Annotated in this window: 23 protein-coding genes and 1 pseudogene; 16 read left to right on the top strand and 8 right to left on the bottom strand. The window is 54.1% G+C overall.

The window, feature by feature from the left end; genetic code table 11:
• Positions 1-4: 4 nt before the first annotated feature.
• From CAF73_RS05160 to CAF73_RS05185, 6 genes are all read right to left on the bottom strand, one after another.
• Positions 5-424: a DUF6691 family protein gene (locus CAF73_RS05160; RefSeq protein ID WP_085702125.1), complete on the bottom strand. Its 420-nt coding sequence runs from the start codon at positions 422-424 to the stop codon at positions 5-7.
• A 2-nt stretch (positions 425-426) separates the two neighbouring features.
• Positions 427-861, bottom strand: a complete 435-nt coding sequence (locus CAF73_RS05165) for a YeeE/YedE family protein (protein ID WP_085702126.1) — start codon at positions 859-861, stop codon at positions 427-429.
• A gap of 137 nt (positions 862-998) precedes the next feature.
• Positions 999-2,384, bottom strand: a complete 1,386-nt coding sequence (locus tag CAF73_RS05170) for a GntP family permease (RefSeq protein ID WP_085702127.1) — start codon at positions 2,382-2,384, stop codon at positions 999-1,001.
• A 293-nt stretch (positions 2,385-2,677) separates the two neighbouring features.
• Positions 2,678-3,523 carry an amidohydrolase gene (locus CAF73_RS05175; RefSeq protein ID WP_085702128.1) on the bottom strand — a complete coding sequence of 282 codons (846 nt, stop codon included), beginning with the start codon at positions 3,521-3,523 and terminating at the stop codon, positions 2,678-2,680.
• Between the two features lie 29 nt (positions 3,524-3,552).
• Positions 3,553-4,842: an MFS transporter gene (locus tag CAF73_RS05180; RefSeq protein ID WP_085702129.1), complete on the bottom strand. Its 1,290-nt coding sequence runs from the start codon at positions 4,840-4,842 to the stop codon at positions 3,553-3,555.
• 132 nt (positions 4,843-4,974) lie between these two features.
• Complete coding sequence (locus CAF73_RS05185; protein WP_085702130.1) at positions 4,975-5,706, bottom strand: GntR family transcriptional regulator; 732 nt, start codon at positions 5,704-5,706, stop codon at positions 4,975-4,977.
• 450 nt (positions 5,707-6,156) lie between these two features.
• Here CAF73_RS05185 and CAF73_RS30760 point away from each other — a divergent pair, with 450 nt between their 5' ends.
• Entirely contained in the window at positions 6,157-6,258 is a 102-nt protein-coding gene (locus tag CAF73_RS30760; RefSeq protein ID WP_371918959.1) for a hypothetical protein, read from the top strand.
• Here CAF73_RS30760 and CAF73_RS30425 read toward each other — a convergent pair.
• Positions 6,239-6,445 (bottom strand): annotated as a pseudogene (locus tag CAF73_RS30425) (IS3 family transposase); the annotation flags it as partial. The gene CAF73_RS30760 and the pseudogene CAF73_RS30425 overlap by 20 nt on opposite strands.
• Positions 6,446-6,802: 357 nt before the next feature.
• On the opposite strand from CAF73_RS30425, the gene CAF73_RS05195 reads away from it, so the two are divergent.
• The 3 genes from CAF73_RS05195 (at position 6,803) to CAF73_RS29620 (ending at position 8,115) form a co-directional block, all read left to right on the top strand.
• Positions 6,803-7,120: a hypothetical protein gene (locus CAF73_RS05195; protein ID WP_085702132.1), complete on the top strand. Its 318-nt coding sequence runs from the start codon at positions 6,803-6,805 to the stop codon at positions 7,118-7,120.
• A 217-nt stretch (positions 7,121-7,337) separates the two neighbouring features.
• Positions 7,338-7,631, top strand: a complete 294-nt coding sequence (locus CAF73_RS05200; protein ID WP_085702133.1) for a hypothetical protein — start codon at positions 7,338-7,340, stop codon at positions 7,629-7,631.
• Between the two features lie 112 nt (positions 7,632-7,743).
• Entirely contained in the window at positions 7,744-8,115 is a 372-nt protein-coding gene (locus CAF73_RS29620; protein WP_139834810.1) for a hypothetical protein, read from the top strand.
• Between the two features lie 35 nt (positions 8,116-8,150).
• Here the strand turns inward: CAF73_RS29620 and CAF73_RS05205 are convergent, their stop codons facing one another.
• Positions 8,151-8,960 (bottom strand): helix-turn-helix domain-containing protein, encoded by an 810-nt coding sequence (locus CAF73_RS05205; RefSeq protein ID WP_085702134.1) that lies wholly within the window; start codon positions 8,958-8,960, stop codon positions 8,151-8,153.
• A 275-nt stretch (positions 8,961-9,235) separates the two neighbouring features.
• Between CAF73_RS05205 and CAF73_RS05210 the strand changes: the two genes are divergently transcribed.
• The 12 genes from CAF73_RS05210 to CAF73_RS05265 all read left to right on the top strand — a co-directional run bounded on the left by CAF73_RS05210 (position 9,236) and on the right by CAF73_RS05265 (position 20,419).
• The gene (locus CAF73_RS05210; protein ID WP_085702135.1) at positions 9,236-9,490 is read left to right on the top strand and encodes a hypothetical protein; all 255 of its coding nucleotides are present in this window, start codon (positions 9,236-9,238) and stop codon (positions 9,488-9,490) included.
• Positions 9,491-9,578: 88 nt separating this feature from the next.
• The gene (locus CAF73_RS05215; RefSeq protein ID WP_085702136.1) at positions 9,579-10,505 is read left to right on the top strand and encodes a LysR family transcriptional regulator; all 927 of its coding nucleotides are present in this window, start codon (positions 9,579-9,581) and stop codon (positions 10,503-10,505) included.
• Positions 10,506-10,719: 214 nt separating this feature from the next.
• Positions 10,720-11,415: a hypothetical protein gene (locus CAF73_RS05220; RefSeq protein ID WP_085702137.1), complete on the top strand. Its 696-nt coding sequence runs from the start codon at positions 10,720-10,722 to the stop codon at positions 11,413-11,415.
• 110 nt (positions 11,416-11,525) lie between these two features.
• Positions 11,526-11,744, top strand: a complete 219-nt coding sequence (locus tag CAF73_RS05225) for an AlpA family transcriptional regulator (RefSeq protein WP_085702138.1) — start codon at positions 11,526-11,528, stop codon at positions 11,742-11,744.
• Positions 11,745-11,752: 8 nt separating this feature from the next.
• Positions 11,753-13,318 (top strand): ParB family protein, encoded by a 1,566-nt coding sequence (locus tag CAF73_RS05230; protein ID WP_085702139.1) that lies wholly within the window; start codon positions 11,753-11,755, stop codon positions 13,316-13,318.
• Positions 13,315-13,875: a DUF2857 domain-containing protein gene (locus tag CAF73_RS05235; RefSeq protein ID WP_085702140.1), complete on the top strand. Its 561-nt coding sequence runs from the start codon at positions 13,315-13,317 to the stop codon at positions 13,873-13,875. Before CAF73_RS05230 ends, CAF73_RS05235 begins: the two co-directional genes overlap by 4 nt.
• 218 nt (positions 13,876-14,093) lie before the next feature.
• On the top strand, positions 14,094-14,888 hold the full coding sequence (locus tag CAF73_RS05240; RefSeq protein WP_085702141.1) for a PFL_4669 family integrating conjugative element protein: 795 nt from the start codon (positions 14,094-14,096) through the stop codon (positions 14,886-14,888).
• Positions 14,888-15,400: a DUF3158 family protein gene (locus tag CAF73_RS05245; protein WP_085702142.1), complete on the top strand. Its 513-nt coding sequence runs from the start codon at positions 14,888-14,890 to the stop codon at positions 15,398-15,400. The genes CAF73_RS05240 and CAF73_RS05245 overlap by 1 nt, the downstream gene beginning before the upstream one ends.
• Complete coding sequence (locus tag CAF73_RS05250) at positions 15,400-15,777, top strand: single-stranded DNA-binding protein (protein ID WP_085702143.1); 378 nt, start codon at positions 15,400-15,402, stop codon at positions 15,775-15,777. Before CAF73_RS05245 ends, CAF73_RS05250 begins: the two co-directional genes overlap by 1 nt.
• Before the next feature lie 306 nt (positions 15,778-16,083).
• Positions 16,084-18,096, top strand: coding sequence for a DNA topoisomerase III (locus CAF73_RS05255; protein ID WP_085702144.1), 2,013 nt, complete (start codon positions 16,084-16,086; stop codon positions 18,094-18,096).
• Positions 18,097-18,558: 462 nt separating this feature from the next.
• On the top strand, positions 18,559-19,791 hold the full coding sequence (locus CAF73_RS05260) for a DNA cytosine methyltransferase (RefSeq protein ID WP_085702145.1): 1,233 nt from the start codon (positions 18,559-18,561) through the stop codon (positions 19,789-19,791).
• A gap of 229 nt (positions 19,792-20,020) precedes the next feature.
• Positions 20,021-20,419, top strand: coding sequence for a hypothetical protein (locus CAF73_RS05265; RefSeq protein WP_085702146.1), 399 nt, complete (start codon positions 20,021-20,023; stop codon positions 20,417-20,419).
• Positions 20,420-20,482: the final 63 nt, after the last annotated feature.

Here is a 20,482-nt window from a genome sequence, read left to right on the forward strand (position 1 = left end):
CTGATCAACACACGCGTCGGCTTTCTAATACAGAGAACAAATACATACCGGCCAACATAGCCAACACGAAAATGATTATTTGCCAGTGCCCCGTCAGCAGAGTAGCTACAGCCGGCCCAGGGCAAATCCCCGCAATTCCCCAACCAACACCGAACACTAGACTGCCGCCAATCAAGCGGGGATCCAGCTCTCGCTTTACGGGTAACTGCATGCGGGCACCCAGCAAGGATTGCTTGTTCTTGCGCGCCCAATTCAGGGGAATAACCGCCACTGCAATGGCCCCTCCCATCACCAGAGCAAGTGACGGATCCCAAGCTCCGGCGACATCAAGAAAAGCCAATACCTTGGCAGGGTTCGCCATGCCTGCCAGGAGTAGACCTAAGCCAAAGATCAACCCTGCAAAAAATGCGCTCAACTTGATCATCTTCAAGCTCCCAAAACATGACGAATGACGTACACCGTTGCGAAGCCGGCGGTCATAAAACACACCGTTGCCACGATGGAGCGAGGAGACAACCGGGAGATCCCGCACACGCCGTGACCACTCGTACAGCCCGAGCCGTAACGGGTTCCCACGCCGACGAGCAGCCCCGCAATAATCAGGGCCGGCCACTCTGTCTTGATCTCTATTTCCGGCAAAACGGTCAACGCTCCCCACAACAAGGGCGCAAGTAAAAGACCAAGAAGAAACAACGCCTTTTCGCTCCAGCCTTCACTATCAAATTGCATCACGCTACCTAGCAAGCCGCTGATGCCCGCGATACGACCATTAGCGAGAACGAACAAGCTGGCCGCCAGCCCTATCAAGGCGCCGCCGCCTAATGACGTCCAGGGTGTGAAGTTGATCCAATCGATGTGCATTTTGTATCTCCTGTACACAAGTGCTGGTAAAGCCTGAGCCCGAAGAGCAAGTGTCTGCTCCTGTGGTAGAGGAGCCTGTACCTGACCCCTCGACTGACTCGCTCGGGCACGGTTGCTATCTGCGAACAGATCCTGACTCAAGTCACCGTGACAGCCGCATTCAACATCAACACCACAATCAAACCGACCACGGCTACGATGGATTGAACCACCGAAATGGTTTTGGTGGCTTCGCCCATAGTCATGCCAAAGGATTCCTTCACCATCCAGAAGCCCGCATGGTTCGCATAGTTGAAGAACAGCGAGCCACAGCCTATGGACAAGGCTAGCAGCGGCAGGTTGAGGCTGGGATCAGCACCTGCAAGCGGCGCCAGCAAACCAGCAGCACCAACGATACCTACAGTGGCTGAACCGGTAGATACCGAGAGCAGCATCGCGATCAACCAACCCAGGATCAGCGGAGGGAACGCAGACTGCTGGGTCAGGTGCACAATGGCATCGCCTACCTTGGCGCTGGTCAGCAGTTCCTGAAAGGCACCACCGCCGGCGATGATCATGATGATTGAAGCGATGGGCTTGAGGCTCTTGCCCAGGGATTCGCGCAATTGCCCTGCATCGCCGCCCCGCACGAGTACCAGACTCGCCCCTGCGAACAGAACGCCCAGAAGCATGGCTATCAGGGGATTGCCCAAGAAACTGGCCATCTTCAGGATTGTATTGCCCTTGGGTAATAGCATCTCGGCGACGGCATGAATCAGCATCAGGATCGCCGGTAGCAAGGCTGCCAGCACACCAAGCCATACGCTGGTGCTTGGTTGATCGTCGGCTTTTTCAGCCAGGGTGAACTGATCCAGCAAAACCTGATCCGGCCGGGTGCTCATACGCGGCGAAATGAATGCGCCATAAAGCGGGCCGCCCAAAATCATTGCAGGAATTGCGGCAAGGAAGCCATAGAGCATTGTCGGCCCAACCGAGGTTTTGAGCGCGGCGATGGCCGTCAAGGGGCCAGGGTGCGGCGGTACCATCCCGTGCATGGCTGCAAGTGCCGCAATCACCGGAACACCCACATACACATACGCTGAACCTTTGAAGCGAGCCTGGCTTTCCAGTTTTCGCGCCACGCTGAATATCAGCGGCAGCATGATCACCAGGCCTACCTCGAAAAACATGGGAATACCAATTACAAATGCAACCATCATCATGGCCCAAGGGATCATCCGATCCGATGTCCGCTTGAGGATGACCTCGGCGATCTGCTCTGTGACACCTGCGTCAGCAAGAATTTTGCCCAGCATCGCTCCAAGCGCGATGACCACCCCTACTGCACCCAGTGTCTTTCCGGCGCCGGTGATCACGTGGGAGACGATGGATTCCGGCTCCATTCCGGTTGCAAAGCCAACGCCCACGGAAACCACCAGCAAGGCCAAGAGCGGGTGCATTTTGAGACGCGACACGATGAGCCCCACCAGCACCAGGACGCTCACCAATGCGGTCAGTAACAGGTCTATATCTAAGGGGGTCATGAAAGGATCTCGGTTGGGCCGACGCAAAAACTGCACTCGGATTTGAAAGAAAAGTTTGAAACCGTAACGCCTGTCGGTGCATGTAATAAGCGAAGCTTCGTTTGGGTGGGTTCAATTTCGATTTCGGATGACATGTTCATGGAATCTGCTCTTTTGTAATTGGAATCAGCTGCTACACAAAACGTCCCGATGAGGCACGGCAGGTTTTAATGCAACGTCGCACGTCGAACGTTCTGTAGGTATTGATTTAAATGGGAGAGATGAATGGGCATTTGCGAATGCAGGCGCAAGTTTCAGCTTTTGCCTTTCGCAAAACCGAACAACCTTCGAGGGGCTTGCACCAGAAGCGAATAGCTAACCTGCGGCGAACACTCCAGGGCTTTTAACTGATCGACTACGGTACGAAAACCGGTGCTTTGCTCATGCTGCGTATGCGGCCAGTCGCTACCCCACACCAACTGGCGAACGCCAAAACTTTGTTCCAGCAGCGGTAATGCCATTCGAGCGAAATTGATGTTCTGTTGCGGCGTACCTCCCAAACGATAGATTCCCGATACCTTCATCCAGATCGAACCTTTCGACCCCAACTCCAGTAACTCGCAAAAACCGGGCTGATCGACGCCCGAATTGGCATCCGGCCGGCCAAAGTGATCGATCACCAACTTCAAACCGAACGGGGCCAATTGATGAATCAGCCCAGGCAGATCCTTTACCTCCCGATGCAATTCGACATGCCAGTCAAGATCAGCAATGTGGCTGAAAAACGCTCTCCAGGCACTATTACGAAAATCAGGTAACGCCTTGCCCATCAGGTTCAAGCGAACGCCGACCACGCCCAGGCGATCCATGTCATTCAACATAGCGCGACTGACGCCTGGCTCCAGCACAACCACGCCTCGCAACTGATCCGGCGCTTGCCTCAACGCCGCCAGCAAGTAGCTATTGTCAGTACCGAGAAAGCTCGGTTGCACCAATACGCCATGGCTTAGGCCATGAGCGTGCAAGTGCGTCAGATACTGCTCAAGCGTGGCGTCGTAATCAGGGGTATAGCGCCGTTCACCGATCAAATTCAGATCACGACTAAACACATGAGCATGGGAGTCGATGCCGGTGATCGGTTTAGAGCAGGTATCAGTCATAGCATTCATCTAATAGAAGGTAATGGGCATCAGGCCCGCGCACTCTCGTTGCCGTTGATCGCCACTGCCACCGATGTATTCGAAGCTTCGAGGCTGCGTCCACGGGTTTCCGGCAGACAAAGTGCCGCAATCACCGCCACGCCATAGGCGATCCCGGCATCGATACCAATCGCAGAGCCAAGGGACATGGAGTCGCTCATGTGACCGACCAGGAACGGGAACACCGCGGAAAGCACTCGGCCAAAGTTGTAGCAGAAGCCCACACCGGCACCGCGCACGTCTGCCGGGTATAGCTCGTTGAATAACGCGCCAAGGCTTGCGGGAATACCGGCCGCAAAAAAGCCGAGCGGGAACCCCAGGAACAGCATCTGGGTATTGGTCAGTGGCAGGAACACGTAACACTGCACAGTGACGACACAGCACAACGCGAACAGCACGATGTTTTTACGACGGCCAATGCGGTCGATCAAAAATCCACTGACCACGCATCCGCACCAAAAGGCGAAGATGATCACTGCGAGGTAACCACCAGAGTTCAGCACCGAGAGGTTACGCTCGCTCTTGAGGAACGTCGGCAGCCAGGTCATCACTGCGTGGTAACCACCGTGCGCGCCCAAGCCCAACAGACCACCGAATAGCGTCACGCGAATCAGTTCAGGACGGAAGATACCTGCCAGGGATTTGAAGAAACTTTGCGGGATGGCTTTTTCTTTTTGCAGGCGCTGGAAACTATCAGGCTCCTCAACATTGCGCCGTACCCAGATAATCAGGAACGACGGCAGCAAGCCAACGATAAACATCACACGCCAGGCCATATCCTGCGGCACGAACGAATAAATCAACGCAAACACACCGACCGCCAGGCCCCAACCCACAGCCCAGGCGCTTTGCACCGTACCCATTACCTTGCCACGAAGTCCAGGGTTGATGGTCTCGGCCATCAGCACCGCGCCGGCCGCCCACTCACCGCCAATGCCGAAGCCTTGAAGTGCTTTGACGATCAGCAACTGATGGAAACCAGTGACGAACGCCGACAGAAAGGTGAAGAACGAGAACCACAAGATCATCCATTGCAGCGTGCGTACCCGGCCGTAGCGGTCGGACAATGTCCCCCCTACCCATCCGCCGATGGCCGAAGTAACCAGCGTAACGCCACTGATTAGCCCCGCGTCACCCTTTGTCAGGGCGAATGCGGCGATCAGCGCCGGAATCGCCAAGCCAAACATTTGTACTTCCAGTGCGTCGAGCGACCATCCGCCGAAGCAGGCCCAAAACGTTTTGCGCTCCCGAGGAGTGATTTGGCGATACCAGCTGAACATGATTCTTATCCTTATAAGTGGAACTTAAGGCAGCCGAAAGCGAACCGCTCCGCTACAGGGCCATTTTTGGCAATAAACAGGAAACCAGCGGCGACTTACTCGCCGCTCAACGATTCACTACACAGGTAGGTGCTAGCGGATATCCACGCTGTATCGGAAGTGCTCCGCATGCCCACGGGAACGACGCCACTCCAGTGGTGTGCCGGCGTAATCACGAGCCAATCGCTCGATCACTACCACTGGGCTGCTGACCGGTACCTGCAGCAGTCGAGCATGCACCTCACTCGCCGATTCAGCCGTGAGTGTCTCTTCGGCGTAGGCGACGACCTGACCGCAGATTTCTTCGTAGATCGGATATAGCAGTGGGCCTTTCCGGCTGAGGTCAACTTCCAGCAGTGCTTGAAAGCGGTTGCGCGGCAGCCAGATTTCTTCGGCAAGCACGGGCTGAACTTCAAGCAATCGAACACGGACAATGCGGATAACCGGCGCTTCGACCGGTAACCCTAAGGCTTGGGCTACAGCTGAAGGCGCGGCCACTGCTTCGATGGACAGAATGCGACTCTCCGGTACTTGGCGTTCGCCGGCAGCGGTTTGAAAACGAAAGAATCGAAACAACGACGATTGAAACTGGGGTCGGCGAACGAAAGTGCCTCGGCCTTGTTGCCGCTCAAGAATTCCCTCGCTGACCAACGAATCGACTGCTTTGCGCACGGTGCCAGTAGACAACTGGTATTCCGCTGACAGTGCGGCCTCAGTGGGAATGGCCTCCCCTGGACGCCAGCGGTTGTTAGCAATCTGTTCAGCCAAGTGGTCACGCAGGCGTTGGTAAAGCGGCAGGCGAGCATCACTGGAAAGAGAATTCATTGACTTTATTCACCTTGTTATCTAGTCATCTATATGAATCTTGAGGCGAGTATTTGCTCAGATACCTCGGCTGTCAATAACGGTTCATGCATTTTGCTGACGAATGGTGAGAAGGACATTGTGAGAAAAATTGCGTTCGTCGCCGCCCCTGAAGCCCTCATCCCGAGCATGATTGCGAGTGACCTGGTGAGATCGACGCCAGTAAGTTTCAGGCAGTCGCTTCCTGCTACGGCAACTTGAAGGGACGAAACCTGCAACCGCCCAGGCCGTTAGCGCGCACAGCTTCAAGCTGGCGATCAGTTTCTTGGGCGCCAAGAAATGGATGCAACTGAAGAGGTCAACTAGTCCAGGCCGGTGCCGCGCGCAGGCGTCCCTGACCGATGCAAGACCCTGCTCGCCAGCGTCCACCTTCCGGAACGCACCCTAGCTACTCTGAAGACCGGCCAGGACATGCAATTGGTGGTCGACACTTATCCGGGGCGGCAATTTCACGGCAAGGTGAGCACCATCGAGACACTGATCGACTCGGTTACGCGCTGGGTTGTTTGCTGACTGAAGTCAGTTTTTGCATCAGGCCACGCACCGTTAATCGTCCGATTGGCTCGTCATCTACCTTTATCATCGACACTATGCTGCGGTTGCCGGCAGCGCTTCGAATCTGCGTGAACAGCTCATTGACTCGACTACGTAACCGAAGTCGTTCAGCGTCCAGACTTCGACGCCTGAGGCGATGGCTGTATTAGCACGCGAGTGATATCAAATATCTTTCCGCGAAAAGTAGACAGAGAGTACTCTGCTAACGCTTCATTGCATTTCTCGACTACGGTAAGAAACACGAAGTAATCAGCAACTGATTGACAGCCCGTCCGTGGATCCGCATTTTGAGACCGTGTTTTGCTGACATGATCAGCTACATGCCCAGCCGTCAGGATCTTTCAGTCGGCGCTGCGAATTTCCGCAGGATCCTGCCCAATGTTCGCTAAGCTTTCGGAAGTGTGAACAGTCGACACCTTGTCGATGGAAGCATGATTCATCTATCCCACGACGGGCCTGCCCCGTTATGGGGGCAGGCCTTTTTGTTTTTTTGTAGGCCTCAATGAAAATGGATCTGGCTCTGTACCAGGCACTGGTTTCGATCAACGTATCTGAGCCCAAAGCTGTAGCAGTCATCCAAGCACTGGAGTCCGATTTGAATACTCTCCTTGCAACGAAGTCAGACCTGACCACACTCCGTGGCGATGTGAAGGCTGACCTCACCGCACTACGTAACGACGTGAAATCTGATATGACCACTCTCCGCAGTGATGTCAAAGCAGACCTATCCCAACTAGAGCTGAAGCTCACTGTCCGGATGGGCGTCATGATGTCTGCTCTGGCCGGCATTCTTATCGCAGGAATAAAGTTCATTCACTGATGGACTCCTTGACACCAATACAGTTAACAATCCCTCGTCCAAATACGAGTGACTCTTCCGGTTGAAACGGCAGTACATCTGATCGTTTGATTTCCGCAATGATTGCAACAGCTTCCCCTAATGGTCAGTCGACTACATGTCCATGGAAGCATGCTTTCCCACCCACGACGGGTCTTCCCCGTCATGGGGAAGACCTCTTTACCGATTGGAGGTCTTAATGAAAACAGAGCTGGCTCTGTACCGCGCGCTTATCGCAATCAACATTCCTGAAGCCAAAGCCCATGCTTTTGCTGAAGCCATGGAGTCGGATATGCGTACTCTTCTTGCGACCAAATTTGACGTCATGAAGGCTCATGACGGCCTGATGTCCGAAAATTTGAAGTTGCAGTCGGAAATTGATCGAACTCGGCTGGAAATTGCTCATCTGGCTGAGACGCTAACTGTCCGGATCGCAACAATGATGGTCGTTACAGTCATTGCGATTGTAGGAGCGATGAGTCTGCTCAACTGATTCATCTTCCATTAGAGAAATCCGTTGAAGCCACCTGTACAGGTGGCTTCTTCTTTAAGGATTGGCCGAAAAACGAGTTTCTGTGCTGTCCAAACATACCCACGCAGGCTGATTGCTATTCGGTACTTCGCCAAGCATCGCCAATATCGTTGTCGCCGGGCGCGAACTGGGACAGTGCGACTCCAAGCTGCCCTACTGCTTTCTCTCCTTCATCGTCACCCTCTATCTGGTCGGCGGAATCAAAATATCCTTCATTAGCGATGGCACCACCCTGTTCGATTCCGCCTTCAACCACGAGACCACCAAAGGCCCCGCGAACTTTTACAGCCAGGGTCGCGAGACTACCGCCAAAGCGAATTACAACTGGTCAGGAGGCACGTCATCCTTTTCGTCATATACGAAGCGGTACCCGCTATACCTCGGGCGCCGTCAACTCGGCCGTCAATCGTCGAGACGAGTAAAGTCGTTCGGCGATTGGGTATGAGGAGTGATGCCTAAGAAGTTCGAAGCCCTACTCGCTTAAATTATACGAAACAACCCATCAATGACCTGTGCATTGGCCAGTCGTGCCTTCAAATCAGAATCGAGTTCCTGATCGTCATCTTGGTATTCCCGAACCTTTCGAAAGGCCTCCTGGCTACACGCCCTTGTACCTAATGAGTTCCACACCACTCGGGAGCAGACGGGAACTCGATGATCACATGAAGTGACCCCCATTTTCAGTCCGTTGAGCCTCGCATTTCTGGTCTTGAGGCTGGGAACCAGAATGGTTTGATTGATTTCACTCGTAGCGAACGATTCGTAGTCGATCAGAAACAGCCGATCTCCGAGGTAGTAGGCAACCCCCTGATAGCGGTGGCAATTGGTGCTGTTGAGGTCGTTGTTGTGATTTGCTGACGGTTCTACTCGCTCATAGACAAAATGCCCATCGAGCTCTTCGACGCTCACCAACGAACATAAGATGCGGCCTTGATGCGACATTGAATAGGCGTACTCATGGTAGTGGCCTACCAAGTCCTGAAGGCGGGATGAGGAACGTTGGCGCAAATGCTCAACGGCCTTCTGTGGTGCCGTAATCATTGACAAGGTTGGCTTGGGTGTTCGGCTGCTCACCAATCGTAGAAATTGCTCTGGTGGCAGGTTGATTTCGTGCGCCTCTACACCAAAAAAATCACAGATGTGCTTAAGGTTGAAGGGCGATGGGAAGCTGCTTCCGGCCAGGTATTTATTGAATTGTCCACGATGGATTTTCAGCCTGTTGCACACATCTGAAATGGACCGGTAGTGGCTGCAGAGGTGTTTCAAATTTGAAGAGAGATACTGACGCATTCGTTCGTTACTAAGTCGCGATACCGCAGATTGGCGCAAAAGTAGCAGTAAATAGCGTCCGTTTCGAACTACTCGCGCAATTGCGCCGCATCGGACAATGACCAAATATTACTTACGAATCAGCGAGCTAATCGTCCACTCATCGCAAGACGAATTCCCCTACCACTTGGATTGAAAAATCCTACAGAAGTCGAGGCCAAATCCCCCTCGCACCTTCATCTCACACGCTGCTCTCTCTTGAGCAGGCATGCCGTAAACCAAGGAGTTGTTGAAACATGGATCGTTATCGCCCACTCAAAGCCAACGCCACTCTCGCGTCTGTACTCTGGATAGACAGTGCTGCAGATGCCTCACAGCTTCTCGAAAATGCGCTCCTCAGGATTCGCGCCGGCACCGGTCTGCTCGAGACCTTGACGTCGTTGCCGTTACAGCATGCGCACTGTGATGACTTTTATCGTTTGATTCTATCCGCCTACCTTCCTTTGCAGGACGGGCTGGATCTGCTCGAGCAGCTTCGATCGCGATCGTGAACTCCCGCACAACCTCGTAGCAATACATGTGATCAAACACGCCCGCTCAATTTGCTTCTGCAGTTGAGCGATGGCCAAGGAGCCATTTTTGGAACTTCGACATCTACGCGGCTTTCTGGCTGTTGCAGAGGAGCTTCATTTCGCACGTGCGGCAGAACGTTTGCATATCGAGCAATCGCCGCTTTCAAGAACCATCAAGGAGCTGGAATCTGAGTTCGGCACTCAACTGTTTGATCGCGGACCACGTGGTACTCGACTCACATGGCCAGGTGAAGTGCTCGCCACAGATGTTCGGCGGATTTTCCTCGCCGTGGAACAAGCACGCAGGAACGTACAAGCCGCGGTAGCCGGCTATCGCAGAACGTTGCGCATTGCGATCTCTGACGGAGTATTGCCCCAGCGATTGTCCGCCCTCCTCGCCCGTTGTCGAGAGGAGGAGCCAGAGATGGAAATTCGCCTTTACGAGGTGTCACTTACCCAGCAACTCAGAGGCCTTCGGGAGGACTCATTCGATGTGGGGTTTGCACGTTCGAAAGAAGTCGGCGAGGGCTTGGCTGCAACTGCTGTATGGCAGACGCCTCTGACTGTCGCTATGCCTGCGCGTCATCCATTACTGGCGCGCAAGCAGATCCCACTGAAAGAAGCCATGCGCTATCCCCTCGTGCTGTTTGACCCCAAGACACACGCAGGATTGTCAGAGCAAATCGAACATTTGCTTCATCAAGTGCACGTACCTGTAATCGTGGCTGAACGTGTGTCCAGCCACGAAGTCATGCTCTCGTTGGTAGCAGCAGGTTACGGCCTGGGGCTGGCATGCAAGGCACAAATGGCTCTCTGCCAGAGCTCCGAAATTGTCACCCGCCCCTTGGCGGGAGAGCCTCCTTTGCTCACGAGTTATTTGCTCTACGTCAACCATAGCCCCAGCGAACACCTGCGCCGTTTTATCGCCAGAGTGACCGAATCTGATTTCGAGTTGGGTATCGAGCCGCCGAGCCGTTCAGTTCAATGTGACTGATTAGGTCTCAGGCAAGACTGAAAAAGGGTCAAGCTGACGACAACCCAGAGCTACCGGGCACTCGTGCTCCACAATGTGCTGGCGAATGACTTCTGACCCAGCAGGTCTTGATCTGTCCAGCATCAAAGTGAGCAAGACTGAAGACCTATTAAGTCTTTCACCAAATCACGGCCGAGAGTTCCATGGACAGGTATCGCAAGCCATGGAACGACTCATGAACCAATTTACCCCCCTCAATGCAACCAAGGTCTTCTACAACCCGATAGAAGTGGCGGTTCGCTGGAGCGATTTGCTTGAGCACGAGCCTGAGATTCTCGAGCAAGTGTCGCAAGGCACTGCCCTCACAGCCGGAGTTTCCGGCGATTGGCCGCTACTGAATTTGAATCTCGAACGCCTTCTCGATGCGATGCGGCATGGGGAGTTGCCCTACGGCAAAGCCGGTATAACCCAAAACGATTCTGCCTTACTGACGTCGCCTGAACTGACAGTTCGACACGTGGACGTGAAGCGCTGGATAGCATTGGCTTACCCGGCTCAAAAACCGGCGTTCCTGTTCGACGAGTCAGAACGTTTGCCGATAAAGGCCATCGATCAGGCAGCCGCTCAAGTGCTCTTGCAGCAAATTCACTCACTCACGTCGCGATCTGTGACTCGTCAGAGAACCAGCCAGGAAGAGTCTCAGCTTCGATTGAACAGCAGAGCTGAAACCACCTACCTGAACATCATTGGAGCCTTGTTGACGCTGTTGCTGGGGCACTCACCCGGCGGCATCCGTTATTCGGTCTTCAACACGCTCGAATCAGTCATCAGCGCATTGATCGCGCACCACAGTGGCCGCCAGGGTATTACGGAGCGCACGTTGTGGGCCAAATTCGCGGACGCCAAACGTCAATTGAGCGCTTATTCATGAAGAAGGCAAATACAGATAGCTCCACTGCATCTGCAGTGACTTGCCTTTTCTCGATGCGTTGAATGTGCACACTTTCATCAGTTGCTTCTGAACATAAAGGAGATTCTGTGATGTCGTTGAATACTGAGCAGCCGCCCTCACTTCCAGAGCGTCGCATTCTACGGCGCCTGGACGTTGAACAAAAAACCGGCCTGAAACGAGCATTTATCTATGTCCTCATGGGTCAAGGGAAATTCCCGAAGTCTGTGCGGCTCGGTGCCAGGGCTGTCGGGTGGGATGCAATGGAAGTTGATCAATGGATTGCCGATCGACTTAAAGAGCGTGGCTGAGGAAGGTCATGAGCGTCTCACCGCAATCGACTTCCTTCAATAAGCCACCAGCAAGCGTGCCGGAGGTAGTTGGTACTAGACAATCTCACGTCATGGCTGACCCTGAGGTCGACACCCCCATGATCGTAACGCTCGATCAATTGAGTCCCTATGACCTCAACCCCAGGGTCACGCGCAATCCGAAATACGATGAGATCAAAGCCTCCATACGGGAGCGAGGACTTGACGCCCCTCCTCCCATTACTCGACGCCCAGGTGAGCATTGCTTTCGTATTCGAAACGGTGGCAATACCCGGTTATCGATTCTGCGCGAACTCTGGTCTGAGACCAGAAACGACCGGTATTTTCACCTGTCATGCTTGTTCCGACCCTGGTCAAAACGTGGTGAGATTTTGGCGTTAACCGGGCACCTGGCTGAAAATGAACTGCGTGGTGGACTGACCTTCATCGAACGCGCGCTTGGCGTGGAAAAGGCCAAAGAACTGTACGAACAGGAGTGCGGTACACGTCTCTCTCAATCCGAACTTTCCAGGCGACTAACGGCGGACGGGTATCCAGTGCAGCAATCTCATATCAGCCGCATGCGTGATGCCGTCGATTTTTTGCTGCCTGCAATACCTAACGTGTTGTATGCAGGGCTTGGTCGTCATCAGGTGGAGCGCTTGGCGGTTATGCGTCGATCCTACTTCAGAATTTGGGAGAAGCACGTCAAGGGAAAGAGCGTTGGGACCGATTTCTCATCACTTTTTCATGATGTCTTGTTGATGTTTGACGACCGCACCTGCGAGTTCAACAGCGCGCGTGTAGAGGATGAGATCGTCGGCCAGATGGCTGAGTTTCTCGGCATGGACTACGACACATTGGTGCTCGAATCGGAGTCGAGCGCAACGCGTGAACAGGCGTTAATGGCTGCGCCTCCATCTAAACCAATACCAGAACAGCTGGCGCTGAGTTCGGATGATCCCGGTCATAACAAGGCGACGTTGTCCGCCCCTGAGCAATGTGCTGATAACCCTGTGCCTGTTGATTCGCCTGATTGCAGCATTCCCAAAAATTGCGAGGGTGCTGCTTCGGCCCTGATAGCTGTCGAAAAATGCGTCTCGGGAGAGTCCTCACCGGCCGCTGACATCCATCCCTTTTCACAAGGAAGTCTGTTCCCGATTTCGGACATCTGGGACATCGAACCAGACCTGGATGAGCCGAAGCGGCTAAGAACCCATATCAGCCAATTTGCTCGCGAGATTTGCCAGGACATGGCAAAGGTCGACCTCATCACTGAAGTCGACGAGGGCATCGGATTTCGCTGTGACCGCGATGAAGCACCCGACCAAATATCGGCCTCAAGTTTGGTCGACTTACTGCAAACATTGACAACAGGAGTGGCCTCGTCCTTGGCCCCTGTAAACATCGGGCCACTTTTGGTGGGCTCTACACAATCCGCTTCTCATTCAGATCGCTTGAGCGACGCGAGCCTGGTAAAGCTTTTTCGTCTGATTCGACTGGCCCGCCGCCTTATTGATCACAAGTCAGAAGCGGGCCCTACAGCCACGATGTATTCAAAGGAGGACGTGTGACTTCACCTCACCCCATCAATCAGGCCGTCATTGCTCAAGCGCTACACGATCTGCGTAACGGCCAGCTACGTCGTTGCAAGACAATGGGATTCGCTGATGAAGATCTGGCGGCTCTAAAGGAACCGGCGTTACTCAGCGTTCTTCTGAACGCACGAGTGCCCTGGTGCACTGTTCAAATCAACCGCAATGTTTTGCAGCGGATTCTCACGCAGGTAGAGGGTGTAGAGAAGGAAATCTTTATCGTTGATCGAATGCTGCGTCTGGGTGCCAGCACAGAAATGGTGAGCAAGTTCTACGGACTGACCCACCAGGAAGTGGCGCTTCGACGAGATGTGCTTGGACTGCCCAAACGCAAGGGGCGGCACCCGGCACTCAGCGAGGAACAAGACACGCTGCTTTGGCAGCAATGGCATCCACAGTTGAAAGCCCGTCGTATCGATCTGCAGGACGACGCTGCCATGCTGGACCTTGCGCTCGACTTGGCCCAAGAGCTTTCGCTGCCCGCCTCAGTGATCTGGTCAACTGTTCAGGATTGGATCGCTCAGGGGTTGGTCTGATGCTGGCTTCGGGAGCACAGCACGTATACCTATCGTGTGTGGATCATCCCGCGACCGTTTAAAGAGTGGGCGCGTTGACGTCGGATGCTGACCACTCTGGTACCTATCCCCTGGGGATAGCTAAATCAGGCTTGGGCGGCTTGCACTTTGTTCACAGACAGCGCCGGCCGGCACCCTAAAGCTGGGCACCCTTCCATTGTTCCGTGGGTGTTCTTTCTATGGCGAATGATCTGCAACTGAACCTGGGTACGTTGCGCAGCAGCATGCAACTGACGCTGCATACCCATCACGCATCTCGAATTTGGCATGGCCGCGACGCCTCGCAGGGTCGGGCCACAATCATTGGGCTCAATGGCTTCATCGCCGTCATGAACAAAATGAAGCGCGCCGCCGAATTGGATGATCCCTACGCGGATGTGTGGATGCTTCGAATCGAAGAAAAACTGAATGTCACCAAAGCATCTATCCAAGTGCTTCGTGAACAAATTGATCTTGCACTTTCCGAAGTTCCTGAAGCCCTGAGCATGGGAGAAAACCTCAATGTGCACCCGGTCCGACTGCCTCTTTTCGTCAATGCACAGCTTGGTTTCATGGCCGTGTACTTACTGGCGGACTATGACGACCTAGCACGACGCCTGATTCTAGCCCATCACACTGCACTGATAGATCGTCGAACCCTTGAGCACCTGCTCAACGAAGGCGCTCATGCGCTACGCAGTCTGTTCAGTCTGGCTCAGCAATTCAAAGCCTCAGGCGTGAAGCGTGGCGATTACATATCCAATAACCCAGCGGCGCTAAAGGCCAGAGAGCGTTTTGGCGATGTGCCTCAGGACGTGCTTGAGGGATCAGCGCGCTCGCGGTTCGCCCCGCCGCTGGTGCGGCCTCCTGCTGCTGATGCGAAGCATCCAGACACTAATGAGGCCGATGTTGACGCGCCAACTGGCAGCTTTGATCAAACCCGTGTCTTAGAACATGACGCTCAGGTAGTTATCCCGACACAGGAGCAGCGCTGATGGGACTTCACTACTTTCGCCCATTGCAACAAAGCGACTTTGAGCAACTGGAACAGACAGCCTACCTAAAAGGCCTTTTCGAGCCGTTTAAAGGTAAGGGGGATCTGGAGGACTGGGCCAGTCGATGCATTGGCATTCGTGACGGGCTGATCAGGCTGGCGATGGAAAGTGTCCTGGTACAAGCGCGTCACTATCCATTCAACCTGCTGCAGGCCCAGCTCACGCCTCACATGACGGGCGCAGGGTTGACCTACCTGCGCTGGCGAAACCCCGAGCGAACGACCATGGGCGTCGAGCTTTGGATACGATGCATGGAGAACAAGGAAACACCAAACCTGTTGATTGATGACCTCTATGCGATGGAGCAACAACGGATCTTGCTCAACATGCAAATCAGTCTGACCCATACACTGGCCCGCCAGGCTCAGGACTGCGCCAACAAGATGGCGGAGGCAGCAGCGATCTATCAAGGCTGCCTCAATGAACGCGCAATTACATCGGAGAACAACTGATGAGCACCCATTTTTTTGGTGAAGGCAATATTGGTTCCGTGCCCGAGTTTCGGGAGTTCAACAATCGAAACGACGAGCCACGGCGTCTGCTTCGCCTGAATATCTACTTCGATAATCCTGTACCGAACAAGGACAAGTTTGAAGACCGGGGCGGATTCTGGGCGCCTGTCGAAATCTGGCATCGCGATGCGGAGCGTTGGAGCAGCCTGTATCAAAAAGGGATGCGTGTTCTGGTCGAGGGCCGCACGGTCAAAGAAGAATGGGAGGACGCGGACGAGAATACTCGGGTGACGTTCAAAATCGAGGCTCGGCGGGTGGGCATACTGCCCTATCGGTTAGAAACCGTGACGCTCGGGACAAAACCGTCCGATTGCTGAGAGCGGCGAACAGCCGCATTGATTCAACACTTTCTCACGTGAGCGACTGGACCAGCGAACAGTCGCTCCATTGCCCCATCTGCCCTCCTTCTGCACGGCCATCAGTCCACCGACGTCCATGCTCGTTCGCGCCGCGGCACAGGACGAAGCTTCTGTTGCAAGGACTCTCGACTGTTTTTCATACCCCACGGATGACCGCTACTGCCTGACATGAATGGGGCACAGCGAATTTCATTTTCATCCTCGCTACCAATCCCCACACGCGGTGAACTTCGTACGTCATTCAGTGAAAACTCAGGTCATGACATGCGACTTTTTCTGTGTGAAAAACCCTCTCAGGGCAAAGATATCGCCCGTGTGGTGGGCGCCAATCAACGGGGCAACGGATGCTACAACGGTAATGCCGTCGCAGTGACCTGGTGCATCGGACACTTGGTTGAAGCAGCGCCACCGGAAGCTTATGACAAGCGCTTCAAGCGCTGGTCAATCGATGACTTGCCGATTATTCCCACGACCTGGCGCGTCGAGGTAAAAAAAGACACTGCCGTTCAATACAAGATCGTCAAACAGATGCTGTCTCAGTCGCGTGAGCTTGTCATCGCAACAGACGCCGATCGGGAAGGTGAAATGATCGCTCGGGAGTTGCTTGATCTGTTCCAGTACAAGGGCACAGTATTTCGCTTGTGGCTGTCGGCGCTCAATGACGCTTCTATACGTAAGGCGCTTTCTTGTTTGAGGCCAGCCGGTGAAACCCTGCCGCTCTACCACTCTGCATTAGCCCGCGCACGCGCAGACTGGCTGATCGGGATGAATATGAGCCGGTTGTTCACATTGCTAGGTCGGCGCAGTGGTCTTGAGGGTGTTTTATCAGTGGGGCGAGTGCAGACACCAACGTTAAGAATGGTGGTCGATCGTGATCGTGAAATTGAACGCTTTGTACCCGCGCCTTTTTGGAGCATTGAGATTCAGTTGTGCTTTGCTGGAACAATCTTTTCGGCACAGTGGATGGTCCCCGAGAGTGCTGCCGACAGCTCTGGTCGCTGTATCCGGCAAGCTGTAGCACAAGCCGCCCTTCAAGATCTGAAGCAGGCTCAAAATTCCAAGGTTTTGGCCGTAGAGACGGACAGAGTTCGTGAAGCTCCGCCGCTACCGTTCAATCTCAGTACGTTGCAACAAGTTTGTTCACGTCGATTTGGTTTTGGTGTGCAGGAAACGTTAGATATTGCTCAATCGCTCTATGAGTCCCACAAGGCAATCACCTATCCCAGAACTGACTCAGGCTACCTGCCTGAAAGCATGTTGGCTGAAGCAAAAGATGTCTTAAAGGCGATGGTCAGTAGCGACCCGAGTCTTCGAGAGCTGGCTCAGTCTGCGAATATTCAGCAACGCTCTCGCGCTTGGGATGACGGAAAAATAGGTGCTCACCACGGCATCATCCCAACACTTGAGCCTGTACGTTTAGAGTATCTGAACGAGAAAGAACGCTTGGTATACGGTCTGGTCGGTGCTCACTTCCTGGTCCAGTTCCTGCCCCACTACGAATATGACCGAACCTGTGCACAACTGGTTTGCAAAGGCCATGGGTTGCAAGCTTACGGCAAGCGCATCGTGGTCAAGGGCTGGCGTAATGCAATGGAGGGGTTGATCGTCGATGAGAATGACGCAGCCGAGCGTGGGCAGGTATTGCCAGCACTGACTGTTGATGATCAATGCTTGATCCAGTGCTTCCAGCTCCACGCACTCAAGACAAGGGCGCCCAGAGCCTATACCCAGGGTGAACTGGTCAAGGCCATGAAAAACGTGGCCAAGCTCGTAACGGATCCTCGGTTTAAGCAAACGTTGAAGGACACCGCGGGCATAGGTACTGAGGCAACACGTGCGAACGTCATCAGCGGACTTTTGAACCGTGGTTATCTCTACACAAAGGGGCGTTCAATACACGCAGCGGACGCCGCGTACACCGTCATCGATGCAGTACCCGCGGCTATTGCAGATCCGGCCACTACCGCGATATGGGAGCAGGCATTCGATAAAATTGAAGCCGGCCAACTGACGCTGGAGTGTTTTGTCGCCAAGCAAACCGTCTGGGTCACGCAACTTGTTGAGCACTATCGAACAACAACACTGTCGCTCCACACGCCGGGTGGACCGAATTGCCCTCTTTGTGGGGCAAGCATGCGACAGCGAAACGGCAAACATGGAGCGTTCTGGTCATGCTGTCGTTACCCGGATTGCCACGGTGTTTTACCGATTGCCAAGCAAACACTGACCACAACTCACCGTAGAACGCGTCGTCGCTCACCGCCTAAAGGTGGCTGAGCGATTTTGCCCTAGCACGCGCTTCCTTTCTGAAATGGCGTGCACGCCTACTATGCCGTTGGCAGTAACGGCGGGAAAGGCTTTTCAGTCCTAGCTGTGCCAGCAGCTTATCGAAGTTGGTTGAAGCTGACCTGAAAGGTCTCCTCATGGCCTCCAGTACAGAAGGCCATAAGGAGACCCTTCAGGGAAGACGTAATCAGTGCCGGTACCCACCGGTCAAACAACGGGTGCCTTTTGTACGCGGATGTGTGCCTCACGATACCGACTCAAGCCATTAGAGGAGTCGGGCATGACATCTGTAACAGCGTATGGAAATGACGCCCGCTATGCGTTGTGCAGCTCATGGGTGGCTCCTTGGTTCCGAGCCGAAGCTCAATTCGGCCCCTTTTTCCCTTCTCTCCCACTGCGCCGTATCGGCACTGCAAAGGCTGAAAACGACGCGCAACAGCGAAGGAATAGCATATGAAATACCCTAAGAATTACCCCCAGTACGCAAGCGTGTGTAGTGGCATTGAAGCAGTAAGCGTCGCCTGGCAGCCGCTCGGATTGAAGCCCGTCTGGTTCTCTGAAATCGATGCCTTCCCCAGTGCAGTATTGGCCCATCACTACCCGGGTGTTCCGAATCTGGGTGACATGACGCTACTCAGCGACAAGGTACTCAATGAAACCATACCGGCTCCACCCGTTCTCATCGGCGGTACTCCCTGTCAAGACTTCAGCGTGGCAGGGTTTCGTGCAGGTCTTTCAGCAGCCAGAGGCGCGTTGAGTTTGAAGTTTGTGGAGCTTGCTAATGCCATCGATGAAGTCCGAAACCGCCGTCGAGAACCCAAGTCAATTGTTGTCTGGGAAAACGTCCCCGGCGTGCTCAGTGACAAGCGAAACGCCTTCGGCTGCCTTCTTGGAGCATTGGCTGGTGAAGAATGCGAACTGCATCCGCCAAGGGCGACATGGTCGCACGCAGGTATTGTGTTTGGTCCACAAAGAACAGTCGCGTGGCGCATCTTGGATGCCCAATATTTCGGCGTGGCCCAACGACGCCGTCGTGTGTTTCTTGTCGCAAGTGCTCGAAAGGACTTCGATCCCGCCGCGGTACTTTTTGAGTCCGAAAGCCCGCGCCGGGATATTGCGCCGGACCGCACGCCGCAAACGGATGCTCCCGGCGATTCTGAAACAAGCACTCACGCACACGGAGATGGACTAGAGGTACGGGCATTCACCAACTCCTATGGAATGTCGAGCGGTCAGGGCGGCGCGGAAGCAAACCTTGAGTGCTGCCCTACCCTGACATGCAACCACGATGTTGCGATTGTTGTTTGTTCAAGCGTTGATACAGCAAGCATTCCAACTGATGGTGGAATAGATCGCAATGCCTCAACAAACAGCTCTGCGATCCTCAAAAGGATTCGTCATAGAGCACGGCGATTACTGCCTCAGGAATGCGAGCGCCTTCAAGGACTACCCAGTGGCTACACACGTATCCCTCGCCGTCATTACGCGCAAAAGCGCGTTAGCCGCAGCCGCCCCGAGGATGTTTGGGAGCCTACAGAAACCGGCTGGATATTGATGGCTGCCGATGGCCCTCGTTATACCGCCATCGGCAACACCATGGCCGTACCTTGCCTTGTCTGGATCGGTAAACGGCTGCTGGCAGAACTATCAAAATCCGGGAATGAAGCTGAAGGCATTGATCGCTGACACCTGAAAACGCGAGAAGCATTCTTGGGCCTCGCATCACTGATTCTGGATCAGTGTCTGCCCAGGCAGCCGAGGTCTTCAAGGCTGCGACGTGAGAACTTCACGCCGACCTTGCCCAGTCCGCTCAGCATCATTTTTGCGGATGTACGCCTTAATCGGCGTTGATGCCTGTCTCTCGCAGCGCAAGCCCTTTTGGATAGCGCTTCATTTGATCTTCAGGAGTTAACCCATGAAAACGTCCCTGTCCCAACTCTCCACGCAATCGCTGCAAACGCCCGTGAACAGACCTTCCGTCTGCAGTCCCTCGGTCGCTTTCTTCTTTGCCTGGAAAAAGGGTGTTGGAATCGCTGGTCTTCGCTTCTTTGGCGATGGCAGTCAAGAAGGATTCAAAAAATCCGACTGCAGGTGGCATTTGCGTCCCAACATGCAAGTGGTCAAGAACAACTTCGAGATTTTGACTCACCAAGAGCGGGTTTTCCTCGCAGCATTGGTCAGCTTTTTCAACGCGGAGGAAGGAAGCAGCCTGCTCAAGCAGTCGGGTGTCAGAGGTTTATCTGACCTTGGAGTTTTGACCTTTGAACAGCGCGATGTCATCGCCGGGCTGATCATGCACTACCACGCCTGGTAGTTCAAAACATCATTTTCCAGGGTCATCTGACCCATTTACCCACTGGGGGCTGTCGTCCCCTAT

Origin of the sequence: Pseudomonas sp. B15(2017) (assembly GCF_002113215.1) — a bacterium.
Classification (GTDB): domain Bacteria; phylum Pseudomonadota; class Gammaproteobacteria; order Pseudomonadales; family Pseudomonadaceae; genus Aquipseudomonas.